Annotated in this window: 15 protein-coding genes; all 15 read left to right on the plus strand. The window is 61.7% G+C overall.

Annotated features, from left to right (window positions below; translation table 11 throughout):
• The first annotated feature begins 137 nt into the window (after positions 1-137).
• The 15 genes from cydD to FP026_RS16125 all read left to right on the plus strand — a co-directional run bounded on the left by cydD (position 138) and on the right by FP026_RS16125 (position 17195).
• Positions 138-1841 (plus strand): thiol reductant ABC exporter subunit CydD, encoded by a 1704-nt coding sequence (gene cydD / locus FP026_RS16055; protein WP_149635781.1) that lies wholly within the window; start codon positions 138-140, stop codon positions 1839-1841.
• Between the two features lie 17 nt (positions 1842-1858).
• A complete protein-coding gene (gene cydC, locus FP026_RS16060) occupies positions 1859-3547 on the plus strand; it encodes a thiol reductant ABC exporter subunit CydC (protein WP_149635603.1) in 1689 nt (562 codons plus the stop codon).
• A 79-nt stretch (positions 3548-3626) separates the two neighbouring features.
• Complete coding sequence (locus FP026_RS16065) at positions 3627-5222, plus strand: cytochrome ubiquinol oxidase subunit I (protein WP_149635604.1); 1596 nt, start codon at positions 3627-3629, stop codon at positions 5220-5222.
• A 6-nt stretch (positions 5223-5228) separates the two neighbouring features.
• Entirely contained in the window at positions 5229-6383 is a 1155-nt protein-coding gene (gene cydB, locus FP026_RS16070) for a cytochrome d ubiquinol oxidase subunit II (protein WP_149635605.1), read from the plus strand.
• Between the two features lie 18 nt (positions 6384-6401).
• Positions 6402-6527, plus strand: coding sequence for a cytochrome bd-I oxidase subunit CydX (gene cydX / locus FP026_RS16075; protein WP_149635606.1), 126 nt, complete (start codon positions 6402-6404; stop codon positions 6525-6527).
• A 293-nt stretch (positions 6528-6820) separates the two neighbouring features.
• Positions 6821-8224 carry a PLP-dependent aminotransferase family protein gene (locus FP026_RS16080; RefSeq protein WP_149635607.1) on the plus strand — a complete coding sequence of 468 codons (1404 nt, stop codon included), beginning with the start codon at positions 6821-6823 and terminating at the stop codon, positions 8222-8224.
• A gap of 199 nt (positions 8225-8423) precedes the next feature.
• Complete coding sequence (locus tag FP026_RS16085; RefSeq protein ID WP_149635608.1) at positions 8424-8828, plus strand: DUF983 domain-containing protein; 405 nt, start codon at positions 8424-8426, stop codon at positions 8826-8828.
• A 114-nt stretch (positions 8829-8942) separates the two neighbouring features.
• On the plus strand, positions 8943-9653 hold the full coding sequence (locus FP026_RS16090) for a FadR/GntR family transcriptional regulator (protein WP_149635609.1): 711 nt from the start codon (positions 8943-8945) through the stop codon (positions 9651-9653).
• A gap of 28 nt (positions 9654-9681) precedes the next feature.
• Positions 9682-11271: an ABC transporter substrate-binding protein gene (locus FP026_RS16095; RefSeq protein WP_149635610.1), complete on the plus strand. Its 1590-nt coding sequence runs from the start codon at positions 9682-9684 to the stop codon at positions 11269-11271.
• Between the two features lie 58 nt (positions 11272-11329).
• On the plus strand, positions 11330-12289 hold the full coding sequence (locus tag FP026_RS16100) for an ABC transporter permease (RefSeq protein ID WP_149635611.1): 960 nt from the start codon (positions 11330-11332) through the stop codon (positions 12287-12289).
• Positions 12290-12292: 3 nt separating this feature from the next.
• Positions 12293-13168 (plus strand): ABC transporter permease, encoded by an 876-nt coding sequence (locus FP026_RS16105; RefSeq protein ID WP_149635612.1) that lies wholly within the window; start codon positions 12293-12295, stop codon positions 13166-13168.
• 20 nt (positions 13169-13188) lie between these two features.
• Complete coding sequence (locus FP026_RS16110; protein ID WP_149635613.1) at positions 13189-14103, plus strand: dihydrodipicolinate synthase family protein; 915 nt, start codon at positions 13189-13191, stop codon at positions 14101-14103.
• Positions 14104-14105: 2 nt separating this feature from the next.
• Complete coding sequence (locus tag FP026_RS16115; RefSeq protein WP_432444125.1) at positions 14106-15125, plus strand: ABC transporter ATP-binding protein; 1020 nt, start codon at positions 14106-14108, stop codon at positions 15123-15125.
• Positions 15126-16079 (plus strand): ABC transporter ATP-binding protein, encoded by a 954-nt coding sequence (locus tag FP026_RS16120; protein ID WP_149635614.1) that lies wholly within the window; start codon positions 15126-15128, stop codon positions 16077-16079.
• Positions 16080-16310: 231 nt separating this feature from the next.
• The gene (locus tag FP026_RS16125; protein ID WP_149635615.1) at positions 16311-17195 is read left to right on the plus strand and encodes an AraC family transcriptional regulator; all 885 of its coding nucleotides are present in this window, start codon (positions 16311-16313) and stop codon (positions 17193-17195) included.
• Positions 17196-17228: the final 33 nt, after the last annotated feature.

Here is a 17228-nt window from a genome sequence, read left to right on the forward strand (position 1 = left end):
AAGTGCGTTCTGGGTTCGACGAAGACCAAGGTGTCTGCGATGCAGACCCGTCGGTCATCATACGTCGGCGGACCCTCCTTGATGGCATATATTGGAAAGGACGGGCTCACGTGACAGCTTCCTCCGCCACCGATGGAATGTTGGAAAGACGCCAGGCCGCAAATCCCGCTTCGGCGGGGAGCCCAGTTGCTGCAGGTGCCGCAGCTGATTGGACGACCGAAAAGTGTCGTGGTCTCGGCCTGGCTTCGACATTGCAATGTCTGTCGTCGCTCGGCTGGATCGGGCAGGCTGCCATGCTCGCCATCGGCGTGGGTGCGATCAGCCAAGGCGGCGGCGTTGCTGATGTCGCGATCCCGGCAGCCGTCGTTGCAGGCGTTGGCGTTCTGCGCGCTGGATTGGATGCGGCTGGTGGTCGGCTGGCATTTCGGGCCGCGCGTCGCGAGTTGAGTCTTCGGCGCGCCACTGCGACCACGGCGCTTGCCCTACGCTCGCCCCTCGATAGCGGCAGGCCGGCATCCGGCATGGCGGCAAGCGTTCTGGGCGAGCAGGCGGAGGCGATCGTTCCCTATCTCGCACGGTTTCGCCCGGTCCGCGTGAAGGCGAGCATCGTGCCGCTAGTCATGTTCGCCTGCATTTTGCCAATCTCGTGGCTTGCGGCCCTGATCCTGACGCTTTGCGCGCCACTCATCCCGATTTTCATGGCGCTGATCGGCTGGCGCGCCAAGGCTGCCAGCGAAAAACAGCTCGCCGAAACCGGTGGCATCAACGCCTTCCTGCTCGACCGTCTGCGCGGCCTCGCGACCATCCGCGCGCTCGACGCCGTCGATGTGACGGCACAGCGCCTGCGCGGCGACGCGGAGTCGCTGCGCATCCGGACCATGGCGGTATTGAGGATCGCATTCCTGTCTTCGGCGGTGCTCGAATTCTTCGCCGCGCTCGGCGTTGCCGCAACGGCCGTCTATGTCGGCTTCAGTCTGTTGGGCTCGATCGAGATCGGCACCTGGGAAGGCCGCCTTACTCTGACACAAGGGCTGTTCATTCTCCTGCTTGCGCCGGCCTTTTTCGAGCCGCTGCGCGAACTATCTGCCGTCTGGCATGACCGCGCCAGTGGCGAGGCGGCACTTTCGGCTCTTAAGGAGTTGGCCTCGCCGCAGCAAACGATCGTCGGCGGCAGCGATCGGCAAACACGGGCATCCACCGGCAATGCATCGGTCGAGATCGAAGGTCTGGTCTTCCGGCATGGACCGGAGTGGGACGCGGCGATCGATCATTTTGATCTCATGGTCGCGCCTGGAGAACATGTGGCGCTGTGGGGCGCAAGCGGCTCAGGCAAGACGACGCTCCTGTCGCTGATCGCCGGTCTCGCCCGGCAGGATGTCGGCGTCATCCGGATCGGGGGCATTCCGCTGCGCGACGAGACCGCGGACGCACTGCGTCGTCGCATGGCCTGGATCGGCCAGCAGCCACACGTTTTTGCAGGCAGCGTGAAGCGGAATGTAGCGCTCGGACGCCCGGGCATCGATGCCGCAGCCGTCGCCGAGGCTCTCGAAGGCGTTGCTCTCGATCACGTCTTTACGCCGGAACGGGTGTCGGCGGTCGGCGAGGGAGGGCTTGGCCTTTCCGGCGGTGAGGCGCTGCGACTGGCACTGGCGCGCATGATGGTGGACGAAGGTGCCGACATTATTCTTGCCGACGAACCGACCGCGCATCTCGACGCAGAAACCGCCGCTGCCGTGACGGATGCGCTGCTCGCACTCGCCGAAGGGCGGGTCCTGATCGTAGCGACGCATGATCCGGTGCTTGCCGCGCGGATGCATCGCATCGTCCGGCTCGGCGAGTAGGGACGAAAGGTGGCTGCATGACGCGCTCACTCAAAACGCTGCTTCCGCTCATCGGCCTGTTCTGGCGCGAGCGGGGTGCGAGCCTGGCCCTTGGCGCTGCACTCTCCGTGTTGGCGATGCTCGCCGGCGGCGGGTTGTTGGGATTGTCCGGCTGGTTCATCACCGCTTCGGCTTTTGCCGGCCTGACAGTTGCAACTGCCGCGGTCTTCGATGTCTTCGCGCCTTCGGCCGGCATACGCATGCTTGCGATCGGCCGCACGGCCGCCCGCTATGGCGAACGGCTCGTGACCCATGATGCGACGCTGAGGGTTCTCGCGGCCCTGCGCGAGCGGCTGTTCCTCGGCTGGGCAGAGCCGGGCGCCGCGGCAGCAATGATCCGCCGGCCGGCGAAGCTGCTGTTCCGGTTGACGAATGATGTCGATGCGCTCGACTCCCTGTACCTGCGCGTACTGGTGCCGGCAGCTGTCGCCGTCCTTGCCGCAATCGCCGTAACGATCGCCCTTAGCTTCATCGATCCGTGGCTTGGGCTGATAGCGGGAGTCTGGCTCGTCGCGCTCTGTCTTGGTCTTTCGCTGGTTGCAGGACGTCTGGCTCTAAAGCCGGGCCGTCGTCGCGCCCATGCGATGGAAGCGCTGCGCGCACGCGCCATCGATCTTGTCGCCGGCCAGACCGATCTCGCAATGGTCGGGCAGTTACAGGCGCAGCGCGCCGCCATCGCCGAAGCCGACGCGCGCCTGGCCATGACCGATAATGATCTGAACCGCATCGATAGCGCCGTCGCAGCCGGTTTCTCGCTTGGCTCGACCCTGTTGCTGACATCAACGCTTTTGACCGTCGCCTTTCTTTCCAAGCAGGGGACGATCGGTGCGCCTGCGGCGGCCTTTGCACTGCTGATTGCCTTTGCCGCCACCGAGCCGTTTGCCGCGATGAGGCGAGGAGCTCTCGAGCTCGGGCGAACCTTGCTCGCCGCAAGGCGTATCGCGCCGCGACTGAACCCGGCCGTTAGGCCGCTGCAACCTATCGAACCACAGGCAGGCTATGCATTCCAGCTTGCCGGTGTCACGGCTGGTCATGATGAAGCTCATCCCGTCTTGAAGGACGTCTCTTTGTCACTTTCTGCAGGCGAGCGCATGGCGATCGTCGGGCAGAGCGGTGTTGGGAAGTCGACCTTGCTGGCCCTGCTCGCCGGCGAGATCGCCGCTGCCAGCGGTTCGGCGGCGAGCCTGTCCGCGGCGATGCTGACCCAACGCACAGAGCTGTTTCAGGACACGGTAAGGGACAATCTGAAGCTAGCGGACGCTCGTGCCGACGATAGCCAGTTGCGCGGCGCGCTCGCAGCGGCCGGCCTGCTTGAGGAGATCGAGGCGCTGCCGTACGGCCTTTCGACCCGTCTCGGCGAAGGCGGTGGCGGCTTGTCCGGCGGTCAGCTTCGCCGACTGGCGCTCGCAAGGCTTCTACTGCGAGACGCCGCGCTCTGGCTGCTCGACGAGCCGACGGAAGGCCTCGATGCCACGACGGCCCGCGCTGTGCTTGCGCGGTTGGCCTCGGCTGCCGAAGGGCGGAGCCTCGTCGTCGCCACGCATATTCGTCGCGAGGCCGCCTTGGCAGACCGCATCGTGCTTCTGGACGGCGGGCGTATTGCCACCAGCGCGCGGCGCGACACACCGGAATTCGAAATGCTCCTCGATCGGTTGCGACCGGATTGAGGGGTACCCAACATGCCCGCGGCGCGTCGAATGGCGTCGCATTCCTGTCAGACACACCGTAGGGGGTGGGAGAAAGACTATGGAACTAGATATCGTGGCGCTATCGCGCCTGCAGTTTGCCATGACGGCGCTGTATCACTTCTTATTCGTGCCGCTGACGCTCGGCCTTTCCGTACTGCTTGCCATCATGGAAACGACCTATGTCATGACCGGCCGCCAGATCTGGCGGCAGATGACGAAGTTCTGGGGGACGCTCTTCGGCATCAACTTCGTGCTCGGCGTTGCGACCGGCATCGTGATGGAATTCCAGTTCGGCATGAACTGGAGCTATTACAGCTATTATGTCGGCGACATCTTCGGCGCCCCGCTGGCGATCGAAGGGCTGATGGCCTTCTTCCTCGAGGCGACCTTTGTCGGCCTGTTCTTCTTCGGCTGGGACAAGCTATCCAAGGTCGGCCACCTGGTCGCCACCTGGGCGGTGGCGCTGGGATCGAACTTCTCGGCGCTGTGGATCCTGATCGCCAATGGCTGGATGCAGAATCCGGCAGGCTCGGCGCTCAACCCGCAGACCATGCGCATGGAGATCGTCAGCTTCTTCGATGTCCTATTCAACCCCGTGGCGCAGGCGAAGTTCGTTCATACCGTCTCGGCCGGCTATGTCTGTGCCTCGGTCTTCGTGCTCGGTGTCTCGGCTTGGTATCTCGTGAATGGTCGCAGTATCGAGCTCGCAAAGCGCTCGATGACCGTTGCCGCGTCTTTCGGCCTTGCTTCTGCGCTGTCGGTCGTCGTGCTGGGTGACGAGAGCGGCTATCTGACGACCGAGCACCAGAAAATGAAACTCGCGGCGATCGAAGCCATGTGGAAGACCGAGCCGGCGCCGGCCGCCTTTACCGCCTTCGGTTTTCCGGACCAGGAGGCCCGCGAAACCCATTATGCCATCCACATTCCCTGGGCCATGGGTCTGATCGGCACACGGTCGCTGACGACGGAAATCGCCGGCATCGACAAGCTCGAGGCGCAGGCCAAGGACCATATTCGCCAGGGCATCCAGGCTTATGATGCTCTGATGAAGATCCGTGCGGCCAAGCCGGCAACGCCGGGCGAGGCTTCGCAGGACGTCGCCAGTGCCCGCACTTCCTTCGAGGATATCGGCCATGAACTCGGCTATGCGCTGCTTTTGAAGCGCTATGTCGACGATCCGCGCCAGGCAACGGAAGAGCAGATCGCCCAGGCCGCCCGCGATACCATTCCGCATGTACCGACGCTCTTCTGGTCCTTCCGCATCATGGTCGGCCTCGGCATGTTCTTCATCCTGCTGATGACGGTCTTCTTCTGGCTCTCGGCGCGGCGGAAACTCGATCGATATCCGACCCTGTTGCGGATTGCGGTCCTCGCCATCCCGTTGCCATGGGTCGCGATCGAGCTGGGTTGGGTCGTTGCAGAATTCGGCCGTCAACCCTGGATCATCGAGGGGGTGCTGCCGACGGCGGCTGCCGTCTCCAATCTCGGCGCCGGCACGGTGCTCCTGACCATCCTCGGCTTTGCAGCGCTCTACACGGTCCTCATCGTCATCGAGATGACGCTGATGATCAAAGCGATCCGCAAAGGCCCCGAACCGGATGACGAGCCGGAGGCCAAGCTGATTTCCGAAAACCTCGTTCCGGCTGCGGAGTGACCTGCCATGATCCTGCATGAATTGATCGACTACGAAACCCTGCGCATCATCTGGTGGCTGCTGCTCGGCGTGCTGCTCATCGGCTTTGCTGTTACCGACGGTTTCGACCTCGGCGTCGGCACGTTGCTGCCATTTGTCGCAAAGACCGACACGGAGAGGCGCATAGCCATCAACTCGATCGGCGCGACTTGGGAAGGCAACCAAGTCTGGCTGATTCTCGGCGGCGGCGCCATCTTCGCCGCCTGGCCACCGCTCTACGCCGTGTCCTTCTCCGGCTTCTACCTCGCCATGTTCGCCATCCTGTTTGCACTGATATTGCGGCCGGTTGCCTTCAAATACCGCTCCAAGCGCGACAGCGCCCGTTGGAAGGCGGGCTGGGATTGGGCACTCTTCATCGGCGGTTTCGTTCCGTCGCTGATCTTCGGCGTCGCCGTCGGCAATGTGCTGCAGGGCGTGCCCTTCCGCTTCGATAATGATATGCGCATCTATTATGAAGGGTCGTTCTTCGCTCTTCTGAATCCGTATGCTCTACTTTGTGGCCTTCTGTCGGTCGCAATGCTCGTCATGCATGGCGCGGCCTGGCTGCAGGTGAAGACGGATGGCATCGTTGCCGAACGCGCTCGCCGCTATGGCACTTTGGCGGCCCTGGCGGTCATCGTGCTGTTTGCGCTTGGTGGCCTGTTCCTGTGGATGGGCATCGATGGTTATCATATTGCAAGCGCCGTCGATGCTGGAGGACCGTCAAACCCACTTCTGAAGACGGTCGAGCACAGTGCCGGGGCATGGCTCGTCAATTACAGTGCCCATCCGTGGATGATGATTGCTCCGGTTCTCGGCTTCGTCGGTGCCGCGGCGGCTTTGCTTGCGATGCTTGGCCGGCGCGAGGTCACCGTGCTGCTCTTCAGCAAACTTGCCATCTTCGGCATCATCTCGACCGTGGGTCTATCGATGTTTCCTTTCCTCTTGCCGTCCTCGCTCGATCCTCGCTCGAGCCTGACCGTTTGGGATGCATCGTCCAGCCACCTGACGCTGTTCATCATGCTTGTCGTCACCATCATCTTTCTGCCGATGATCCTGGCTTACACCGCGTGGGTCTATCGCGTGCTGTGGGGCAAGGTCGACGAGGAGACGGTCAACGACAAGAGCGGTCACGCCTACTGATCCTGAAGGAGATTTCTTATGTGGTACTTTGCCTGGCTTCTCGGCTTTCCTCTCGCCGCGGCATTCGCCGTCCTCAACGCCATGTGGTACGAACTCATGGATGATCAAGCGAAGGCGAAAGTGGCTCGCACTCAAGAGAAATGAGTTGCATGGCCTTTGTTTGAAGGCTTTCCGCCAGATGATCGGCATGCCGGCTGGGGCCGGCGTGCCATTTATCGTCCGGATAATTTCGTTCCATCCGGTCACGCCTTGCGCTGGCGGCCTCTCCTGAAACGAAATGTTATCGTCATCCATTCAATTGGAGATGTCGCGGCATATGATGGTGTCGGAGACAAAATCGGGATCAATGGTTCCATTTGACGTGAATTGTATGCAACAATATGCGATCAATATCAGTCAGGTTGCGGTCGGGGGCCGATCCCGTTGCGGAGCATGAAATGAAAAACTGGCATCCCGATCTCAGCCGCTCCTCCAGTCCCCGCTACATCGCCATCGCCGACCTGATCGAAATGGATTTGCGCAGCGGCGTTCTGACCGTGGGCGACAGGCTGCCGCCGCAGCGCGTGCTTGCCGAGCGCCTCAACATCGACTTTACGACCGTGGCGCGAGGCTATGTCGAGGCGCAGAAGCGCGGCCTGGTGGATTCCCATGTCGGACGAGGGACTTTCGTGACCGGAAGACAGGAGCGGGAGCGCCGTGGCTCGATCCGGGCTGCCGCTTCGGATCCGCGCCGTGCTCTGGTGATCGACCTCTCGATGAACCTGCCGCCGGAGCCGAACGATGCGGATCTCATTGACCGCATGCGGGAAGGACTGTCCGTGGTGGCGGCCGATCTCATTCCATTGTTGCGCTATCAAGGCTTCGGCGGTTCGGGCGTGGACAAGGAAGCCGCCGCCGCCTGGCTTGGCCGGCGTGGGCTGACTCCACCGCAGGAACGCATCTTCGTGACGCCGGGTGCCCACCCAGCGATGCTGGCGATCTTCGGCTTGTTGGCCAAGCCCGGCGAAACGGTGCTTTCGGAAAATATCACCTATCCCGGCATGCGCTCGATCGCGGCCCAGCTCCAGCTCAATCTCGCAGGTCTGCCGATGGATGAGGAGGGCATTCTACCGGACGCCTTTGCCGAGGAGTGCCAACGCCGGCAACCGAAGGCGCTCTACCTCAATCCCATCCTGCAAAACCCGACGACGTTGACTATTCCGCTCGAGCGCCGCGAGGCGATTGCCGCCATCGCCCGCAGATATCGCGTACCGATCATCGAGGATGATGCCTATGGTTTCATTCCGCTGGACGCGCCGCCGCCAATGGCCGCAGTCGCACCGGACGTGACCTGGCATATTGGAGGATTGGCGAAGTGTATCGGCGCGGGGCTTCGCCTTGCCTTCGTCGTGGCGCCGGACACCAAGTCGATATGGCCTTTCGTGAGCGCAATGCGGAGCAGCAACGTCATGGCGTCGCCGCTCAATATGGCGCTTGCAACACGCTGGATCGCTGACGGCACCGCCGATGGCATTCTGCGTTTCATTCGCGCGGAGGCAGCCGCCCGCCAAAAGATGGTGGCCGACATATTGCCGTCTCAGAGCTATCGCGCCGATCCCATCAGCTTCAATATCTGGCTGCCGTTGGGCAATGGCTGGACGCGCGCCACCTTCGCCAGCCATATGCGCAATGCGGGCATCGGCGTTGTCGCAAGCGATGCCTTCACGGTGGAGGGCACCGCACCCGAAGCCGTGCGTGTCTGCCTCGGTGGCCCGATAGGCCGTGAGGCTTTGAAGGACGCGCTGGACTTCATGGCGCATGCGCTGGAGGGGCCGCCGGAAATGGCGGCGTCATTCTTCTAGGCCCACATTACAATTCGCTGCCGATCCAGACCGACCATAAGCTTCGGCTCAGTGGTGATGCTTCGTCGCTTGCCGAGTGGCCCCCTGCGTCACTCTGCCAGATGGACTCATTGCAGGCATTCATTGTAGCTATATTGAATGCATGCAATATCGATATTGATTGCATGCCTGAGAATGTTGATTCAGGAGTGATGCCGCCATGGATACCGAATATCCTCCGATGAGCCCGGTTCAGACCGGCCTTCGTTGCCGCTGCCCTCGTTGCGGACAAGGGCGCTTGTTCGATGGGTTTCTGACGCTGCGCAAGCAATGCGAAGCGTGCGGCCTTGACTATTCCTTTGCGGATCCCGCCGATGGGCCGGCTTTCTTCGTCATCTGTTTTGCCTGCATTCCGAGCGTGCTTCTCGGCGTATGGCTGGAGGTTGCCTTCTCGGCACCGATCTGGGTCCAATTCCTGGTGACGGGGCCGTTCATGCTGGCGACCTGCATTCCGCCGCTGCGGCCGCTAAAGGGGTGGCTGGTTGCCAGCCAGTATTTCTACAAGGCCGAGGAGGGCAAGCTCGTCCGTTTGCCGGAACCGGATGTGCCGCACGTGGCGAATTGAGCGCCGGCACTACCTCGGATCGGGCCTGCCGGATATTGTTCATTTACCTGTCCACTTGACGGATATCCTACAAGTTCATAGGATCATTGCCGATCTCTATGGGAGTCCCGTTCTATGGCCGGTAAAGTGATGCAGCCTTTGACGCGCGCGCCATTGCTGCATGTCTCCGTGCAGGAAAGCCTGCGCAGTTACATTGCGGATAACGGTCTTCAGGCCGGTACGATGCTGCCGGCCGAAAGTGAGCTTGCGGTGCAATTGGGCGTCAGCCGCAATTCCCTGCGCGAAGGCATCAAGGCGCTGGAATCGCTCGGTGTGCTGGAGACGCGCCGCGGCATCGGCATCTTCGTCAAGGCCTTCTCCTTTGGGCCGCTGCTGGACAATCTCGCCTATGGCCTCGGCGATGCGCTGCGGCACATGGAGGAGGTGTTGGAAATCCGTCGCACGCTCGAAGTCGGCCTGATCGGCAAGACCCTCGAGATGATCGGGCCGGAGGACCTGGCCGAGCTGCGCGCTACCACCGACCGAATGCGTGCCCATGCCGAGCGTGGCGAGCCCTTCGCCGAGGACGACCAGCTTTTTCACCGGCTGCTGTTTCGCTGCCAGGGCAACGAGACATTCGTTCGCCTGATCGATGTGTTCTGGCTCGCCTTCTACAAGGCCTCCCGTTTTTTCGATCTGGAGAATGTCGATCCCATGGCCACCTGGCGTGACCACGAGGCGATCGTCGATGCGCTGGAATCCAAAAACCTCAAGGAGGTGCGCATGCGCCTCGACCGTCACTACGAGGGAATTTCGCAGGTGATCGCTAACAACAAGAAAGAATAGCGACCACAAACAAGGGAGGAGAATTGCAATGAGGAAAGCTTTTCATCTGCCGGCGATCGCGTTGGGAGCGTTGTTGTCGGCGACCGCAATGCCGGTTTTGAGCGGTATGGCCGCGGCCGCCGCCGCAACCATGTCAGGGGGCTTCGATGTCGGTCCGGGCGGCTTTCAGGGCAACTTCAATCCGCTGGCGGCAACCGCCGGTCTCACCTGGCTTGGCATCTATTTCGAACCGCTGGTCAGCTACGACGAAAAGCTGCAGAAGATTGTCGGCGTGCTTGCCTCATCCTATGAGGTGAGCCCGGATCAATTGACCTATACGTTCAAGCTTGCCGACGCCAAATGGCATGATGGCAAGGCTTTTACCGCCAGGGACGTCAAGTTCACTATCGATCTTGCGGCAAATTCCAAGACCGGTTCGGTCTTTGCCGCCCGATTTAAACTCCTGTCATCCGTCGAGACGCCTGACGATCATACCCTCGTTGTCAAGCTTTCCGCGCCCTCCGCGAGCCTGCTGGATACCCTGGCCAAGATCATGGTGCTACCCGAGCATGCGCTTGCTGCCGTGCCGGCCGATCAGCTCGCGAAGAGCACCTGGTGGTCGACGTCGCCGATCGGGACGGGGCCGTTCAAATTCGTCAAATATGTGCAGGATCAGTATGTCGAACTCACCGCCAATCCCGACTATCGCGGCGGAAAGCCCGTTCTCGATCGGCTGATCAATCGCTATTTCGCCAATCCGGCCGCGGCGATCTCGGCGCTGCGGGCAGGCGAGATCCAGTTCACCTATGTCGATTCCAACGATGTGCCGACCTTCAAGGGCGACAAGTCCTTCCAGGTCATCGAGGGCGATTCCTTCGTCGTCAATTATCTTGGTTTCAACCAGGATTCGCCGCTCTGGAAGGATCTTCGCGTCCGGCAGGCCGTCATGCATGCCATCAATCGCGATGCGATCATCAAGAGTCTCTATGGCGGAGCGGCAAAACCGGCCAACTGCGCTTATGTCGCCAATCAGCTGGTTCCGGATGGTATCGAAGTCTATCCCTACGATCCGGCCAAGGCCAAGCAGTTGCTTGAAGAGGCCGGCTGGGACAAGATCAATGGCGACAAGCCGATCACCTTGCTGACCTATTACAACACGCCGCTTGCAACGAACGTATTGGCGGCGGTGCAGGCAATGCTTGCGCAGGTCGGCATCAATGTCGTGCCGCGCGCCGTCGATGCACCGACCTATAATGGCATCGTACTCAACCCCAATGCCGATATATCGCAATTCCAGCTCGTCTATGCCGGCCTGCAGAACGGACCCGATCCGAGCAATATCAATACCGGGCTCAACGAAAAGCAGATCCCGCCGGCGGGCGCCAATGTGGTGCGCGCACGCATTCCCGATCTGACCAAGGCGCTCGATGCAGCCATTGCCGAAACGGATGCCGGCAAGCGCGATCAGCACTATCAGGATGTCTGCAAGGCCATGAACAAGGACCTGCCCTGGGCGACCATGTGGGTGGCGAACCGCTATGGCGTGGTTTCATCCAAGGTGAAGGATTTCGTCTGGACGCCGGCACCCGGCGGCGGCCCTTACATCGCCCGTCCGGAAGCGTGGAAGCTCGCAAACTAGGTCTTGAACCGGCCGCAGGCTCCGTGGCCGGCGCATCCCCGCGAAACGTAGGTTCGATATGCTTCACTATGGTCTCAGGCGTCTCGTGATCGGCATCGGCATGCTCGTCGCCTTGAGCATGCTGGTCTTTGTGTTGCTGCGGCTGACGCCGGGCGATCCGATCGATGCCTATATCGACCCGAGCACGCCTCTGTCTCCAGCCACCATGGCCGATCTGCGTGAGCGGCTCGGGCTGGATCGGCCTCTGCCGCAGCAGTATGTCGGCTGGCTGCAGCAGGCGTTGCAGGGCAATCTCGGCTATTCCGTCAAGCGGCTGGATCAGCCGGTATTGACGCTCGTGCTGTCGCGCATCGGCCCGACGGTGCTGCTGATGGGCACCGCCCTGACCATGGCGATCATCGCCGGCATTGCCGCAGGTGTTATCGGCGCCGTCAGGCGCAATTCTCTAACGGATATCTCGCTCTCCGTCCTGGCGTTGGCCGGCATATCGAGCCCGGCCTTTCTGAGCGCGCTCCTCGGCCTCTATATCTTCGCCGTACGTCTCGGCTGGCTGCCCTCGGGCGGTATGCTGACGCCCGGCGAAGATTTCTCCATCGGCGATCTGCTTTGGCATCTCATTCTGCCGGCTGCGCTTCTGGCGATCGCCCAGGCCGCGCTCATCATGCGCTATATGCGAGCGTCGCTGCTGGAAGTCCTGAACCAGGATTATGTGCGCACGGCGCGGGCCAAGGGTGTGTTCGAGTTCTGGGTGATCGTCAAGCACGCCCTGCGCAATGCGCTCCTGCCTGTGGTGACGGTCATCGGCTCGACCATTGGGCTCGCCATCGGCGGTGCGATCTTCGTCGAAAGCGTTTTCAACTGGCCGGGCATGGGCCTGCTGCTCGTCGATGCGGTCACATCGCGCGACTATCCGGTCATCATGGGAGCGACGCTTGTCATCGGCGCCTGCGTCATCCTCGTCAATCTACTGACCGATCTCGCCTATGCGGTGATCGATCCGCGCATCAAGGTGGGCTGAGCGATGCTGACGCGAACCGAACGACCAAGCCATGGCCCGCTTGCCCGGGCATTCGACCGCTTCCGGCTGAATGGTGCGGCCCTCTTCGGTGTCTGTATCGCCGTGCCGCTGCTGCTGCTGATCGTTACATATCCACTATGGTGGTGGTTCCAGCCCAACGATATCGATCTTCTGGCCATGAACGCGCCGCCCAATGCGACGCACTGGTTCGGAACGGATGGCGTCGGACGCGATGTCTTTGCCAGAGTGCTCGAAGGCGGCCGCATATCGCTGATGGTCGCGGCAGGTTCCACTGTCATTTCCGTCGTCATCGGCTTTCTGTTCGGCTTCGTTTCGGCTTTTGCCGGCAGTTGGGCGGATGCGCTCAGCATGCGCTTCGTCGACCTGGTCATGACCTTGCCGCCGGTGATCTTCCTGCTGGTGCTGGCCTCCATCACCGGTACCGGCATTCTGCCGACGATAGCAGTTATATCGCTTCTGTCCTGGCCACTGCTTGCCCGTATGGTGCGCTCAAGGCTGCTGGAACTGCGCGAGCGTGATTTCGTCACCGCCGCGCGCGGCATGGGGGCAGGGCTGCCGCATCTCCTGCTGCGCCACGGCATGCCGAACTGCATCGATATTCTGGTGGTCTACGCTACGACGCAGGTAGCGAACGCGATCCTTTTGGAGGCCGGACTTTCCTTTCTCGGGCTTGGCATTGCGCCGCCCGCGGCAAGCTGGGGCAACATGCTGAATGCGGCGCGCTCAGCCGCCGTTCTCGAACAATATCCCTGGCAATGGCTGTTTCCCGGCGCAGCACTGGTTCTGGCCGTCCTTGCCATCAATTTCATCGGCGACGGACTGAGGGATGCCTTCGATCCGCGCGCTGAGCTTCATTGAACCCAAGAAAGAAAGAGACAATGAGCAAATTCAAGGGCGTGGTGCCTCCCGTCGTAACGCCGCTGAACGACGATTTCACCGTGGATTACCCATCCTATACGAGGGTGCTGGAGCATCTGATCGATGGCGGGTGCCACGGCGTCTTCGTGCTGGGCTCCACCAGCGAAGTCGTCTTTCACGACGAAAAGACGCGGCGCGAGATCATCGAGCATTCCGCCAAGGTCGTGAACGGTCGCGTGCCGCTGCTGGTCGGCGTCATCGACCCTACGACCGATCGCGTGATCGCGCATTCGAAAATCGCCAAGGCGGCCGGAGCCGATGCCGTCGTCGTCACCGCTCCCTTCTACACGGTGACCAGCCAGTCCGAGATATTGGATCACTTCCGCTATATAAGAGATGCCGTCGATGTACCGCTCGTCGCCTATGACATCCCGGTCTGCGTGCATGTGAAGCTGCAGCGCCAGACCGTGGTGACGCTTGCAAAGGAAGGAACCATCATCGGGTTGAAGGATTCCAGCGGTGACGACGGCAATTTCCGCTATGCGCTGCTCGATCTTGCCGATCACAAAGATATCTTTTTGATGACTGGCTCCGAAATCGTCGTCGACAATGCGCTTCTGATGGGCGCACATGGCGTGGTGCCCGGCATCGCCAATGTCGACCCGCATGGCTATGTCCGGCTGTGGGATGCAACACAGCGCGGCGACTGGGCGGTGGCCCGGCGCGAGCAGGAAAGGCTTTGCCGCCTGTTCGAGATCGTCTGGGTGGCACAGGGGCGCGTCAGCGGCGGTGCGGCCGGCATCGGCGCCTTCAAGGCAGCGATGAAAAGCCTCGGCATCATCGATACCGCTGTCATGCCCCGCCCGCGCGCGGCTCTGAATGCGGGGGAAACGACCAGGATCGATACGATCCTGAAGAACACCGGGCTGCTCTGAGCATGCTGACACCGGCTGCCCAACACATTCTCGATATAAAGGGACTGAGGACGGTCTTTCGCACCCGCAGCGGTGAATTGACTGCCGTTCGCGATATCGACCTGACCATCGACGCCGGCGAGACGCTGGCGCTGGTGGGCGAATCCGGTTCGGGCAAGTCGGTGACGAGCCTTTCCGTGATACGGCTTCTGACGCGCAATGTCGGGAAGATCGCAGCCGGCAGCATCTGGTTGCGGAACAGGCAGGGCATCGTCAGCGATCTTGCTATGCTAGATGACACGCACATGCGCGAGATCCGCGGCGGCGATATCGGCATGGTGTTTCAGGAACCGATGTCGAGCCTCAATCCGGTGCTGACCATCGGCGATCAGATCGCCGAACCGATCCGCATCCACTGCAAGGCTGATCGCGCAACCGCGATGCGCGGGGCGATCGCGCTGCTGGAGAGCGTCGGAATTCCCGATGCCAAACGTCGCGTCAGGCAATATCCGCATGAACTGTCCGGCGGCATGCGCCAGCGCGCTACCATCGCCATGGCGCTTGCCTGCGATCCGGTACTTTTGATCGCCGACGAGCCGACCACGGCGCTCGACGTCACGATACAGGCGCAGATCCTCGATCTCCTGCAGCGGCTGCAGCGGGAACGTGGCATGGCGATCCTGTTCGTCACGCATAATCTCGGCGTGGTGGCGGAGATCGCCGATCGTGTCGCGGTCATGTATGCCGGCCGGATCGTCGAGGAAGGGTCGACGGAAGCTGTGTTCCGCAATCCGAGGCATCCCTATACGCGCGGCCTTCTGGCCTCCATGCCGCGCCTCGGCGAGGCAACGCGGATGCGGCAGGCAGGCGAGCCGCTATACGCTATTCCCGGGGTTGTGCCGGGGCTGACGCGGATGCCTTCAGGCTGCGCTTTCGCACCACGTTGCGCCCATGCGATCCCGGCTTGCAGCGCAGCGGTGCCGTCCCTCGATGCCGTCGACGCAAGCCATGCGAGCCGCTGCATCCGCTGGCGGGAGATTTAGATGGTCGAAGCGCTCGTCTCCATTCGCGATCTTGCCAAGGACTATGTTTCTCGCGGCACGAAGCTTGCCATACTTCGCGACATCTCCTTCGATATCGGAAAAGGCGAAGTGGTGGGGCTCGTGGGAGAGTCCGGCAGCGGTAAGACGACGATCGGCAGGTCCATCCTGCGGCTGGTCGAGCCATCGGCGGGTAGCGTGCGCTTCGACGGCACGGAAATGACCAGGCTCGGCACGGGTGAACTCAGGCGCATGCGGCCGCGCATGCAGTATATTTTTCAGGATCCCTTCGCGAGCCTGTCGCCGCGCATGACCATCGGCGAGATCCTGACGGAGGGCCTGAAGATCCAGCGTGTGGGCAGCCGCCTCGATCGGCTGGATCGCGCGCGAGCGGCGCTCGAACAGGTGGATCTGCCGGCGGATGCCATCAATCGCTATGCGCACGAGTTTTCCGGCGGCCAGCGCCAGCGGATCGGGATTGCGCGCGCACTTGCGCTCGGACCGGAGTTTCTGGTCGCCGACGAGCCCGTCTCGGCATTGGATGTTTCCATTCAGGCGCAGGTCATCAATCTGCTGCGCAGCCTTCAGCAGCGCCTCGCGCTCACCATGCTGTTCATCTCGCATGATCTCGCCGTGGTCGAATATCTCTGTGATCGGGTCATCGTGCTCTATCTCGGCCGGATCATGGAGGTTGCCGCGAGCACTAACCTCTACGCTAGACCACGGCACCCCTATACGCGCGCGTTGCTGTCAGCCATCCCGTCGCCGGACCCGGATCGCAGGCGCGACCGGCAAATCCTGAAGGGCGATATTCCAAGCCCGGCAAATCCGCCGAGCGGCTGCGTCTTCCGCACGCGCTGTCCTTACGCTTTGGACGCCTGCGCGACGACTGTCCCCCAATTGCGCGAGGTCGCACCCGGACAGTTCAAGGCTTGCATTCGCGACGATCTCGATTGATCCCGCTTGCGGCCGGATAAAGCCGTTCTGGCGATGCGGTTTGTCATGCCGCACTGCACATTTGACCAAAGATGCTGCCCTTCATGTCAAAAAAGTATCGGTCAAGCGTACAAGGCGTAGTAGCGGCAGGCGGCTATGAGAGGTAGGTTTACCACATAGAAGACGCGATGGCCTCTGGGAGGAGGCGCCCGTAACCGTAACGAATGCGGACGGATGAAAGGAGGCTCGCCGATGAATCCCGATTTGGAAGTGGTCGCGATCGGCAGCGGAGAATCCTTCAAGGCCTGGGAGCATGGCTATCCCTACCGCACGGTTCGCTGGCATTTTCATCCCGAATATGAAATCCATCATGTCGTCGCGACGACGGGCCAATATTTCATCGGTGACTTCATCGGTGAGTTCGAGCCGGGCAATCTGGTGCTGACGGGACCGAACCTGCCGCATAATTGGGTCAGCGACGTGCCAGCCGGCGTCACCCTGCCTCTGCGCTGCCGCGTGCTGCAATTTTCCGAATCCTTCTTCGCCGATGCCAGCAGGGTCTTCCCCGAATTGTCGGCTTGCGCCGGCATTCTGGAAACGAGCCGCCGTGGTGCGCTCTTTACGCCCGCGACTGCCGCGATCGTCGGCCCGATCCTCGGCGAACTGGTTGAGGCGTCAGGCATCCGCCGCATCGAGCTCTTCATGAATATTCTTGACGCCATGAGCCGGGCTGAAGGCACGCGCACGCTCGCCAGCGCCGGCTATCAGCCGGACCCATCCGGCTTCATGTCGGCCGGCGTCAACCAGGCTCTTGCTTTCATCAACGCGCATCTGACCGAGCCGTTCAGCGAATGCGATCTGGCCGAATTGACCGGCCAGAGCCCGAGCGCCTTTTCGCGCAGCTTCCGCCGCCATACCGGCATGGCATTGGTGCAATATGTCAATCGGCTGCGCATCAACTTTGCCTGCCATCTGCTGATGAGCAAGGCTGAAATGACGATCACCGACATCTGCTTTGCCGCAGGCTTCAACAACATTTCGAACTTCAATCGGCGTTTTCTGGATCAGAAGGGCATGGCGCCCTCCCGGTTCCGATCGCTCTTGGCACAGCACGCACGCGCGGTGGAGGCCGCCTAACAAAAGGGAGGGCAGGGAGGAGAGACAGAATTC

The sequence above is a fragment of the Martinezella tropici genome (assembly GCF_008370325.1).
Classification (GTDB): Bacteria; Pseudomonadota; Alphaproteobacteria; order Rhizobiales; family Rhizobiaceae; genus Rhizobium; species Rhizobium tropici_B.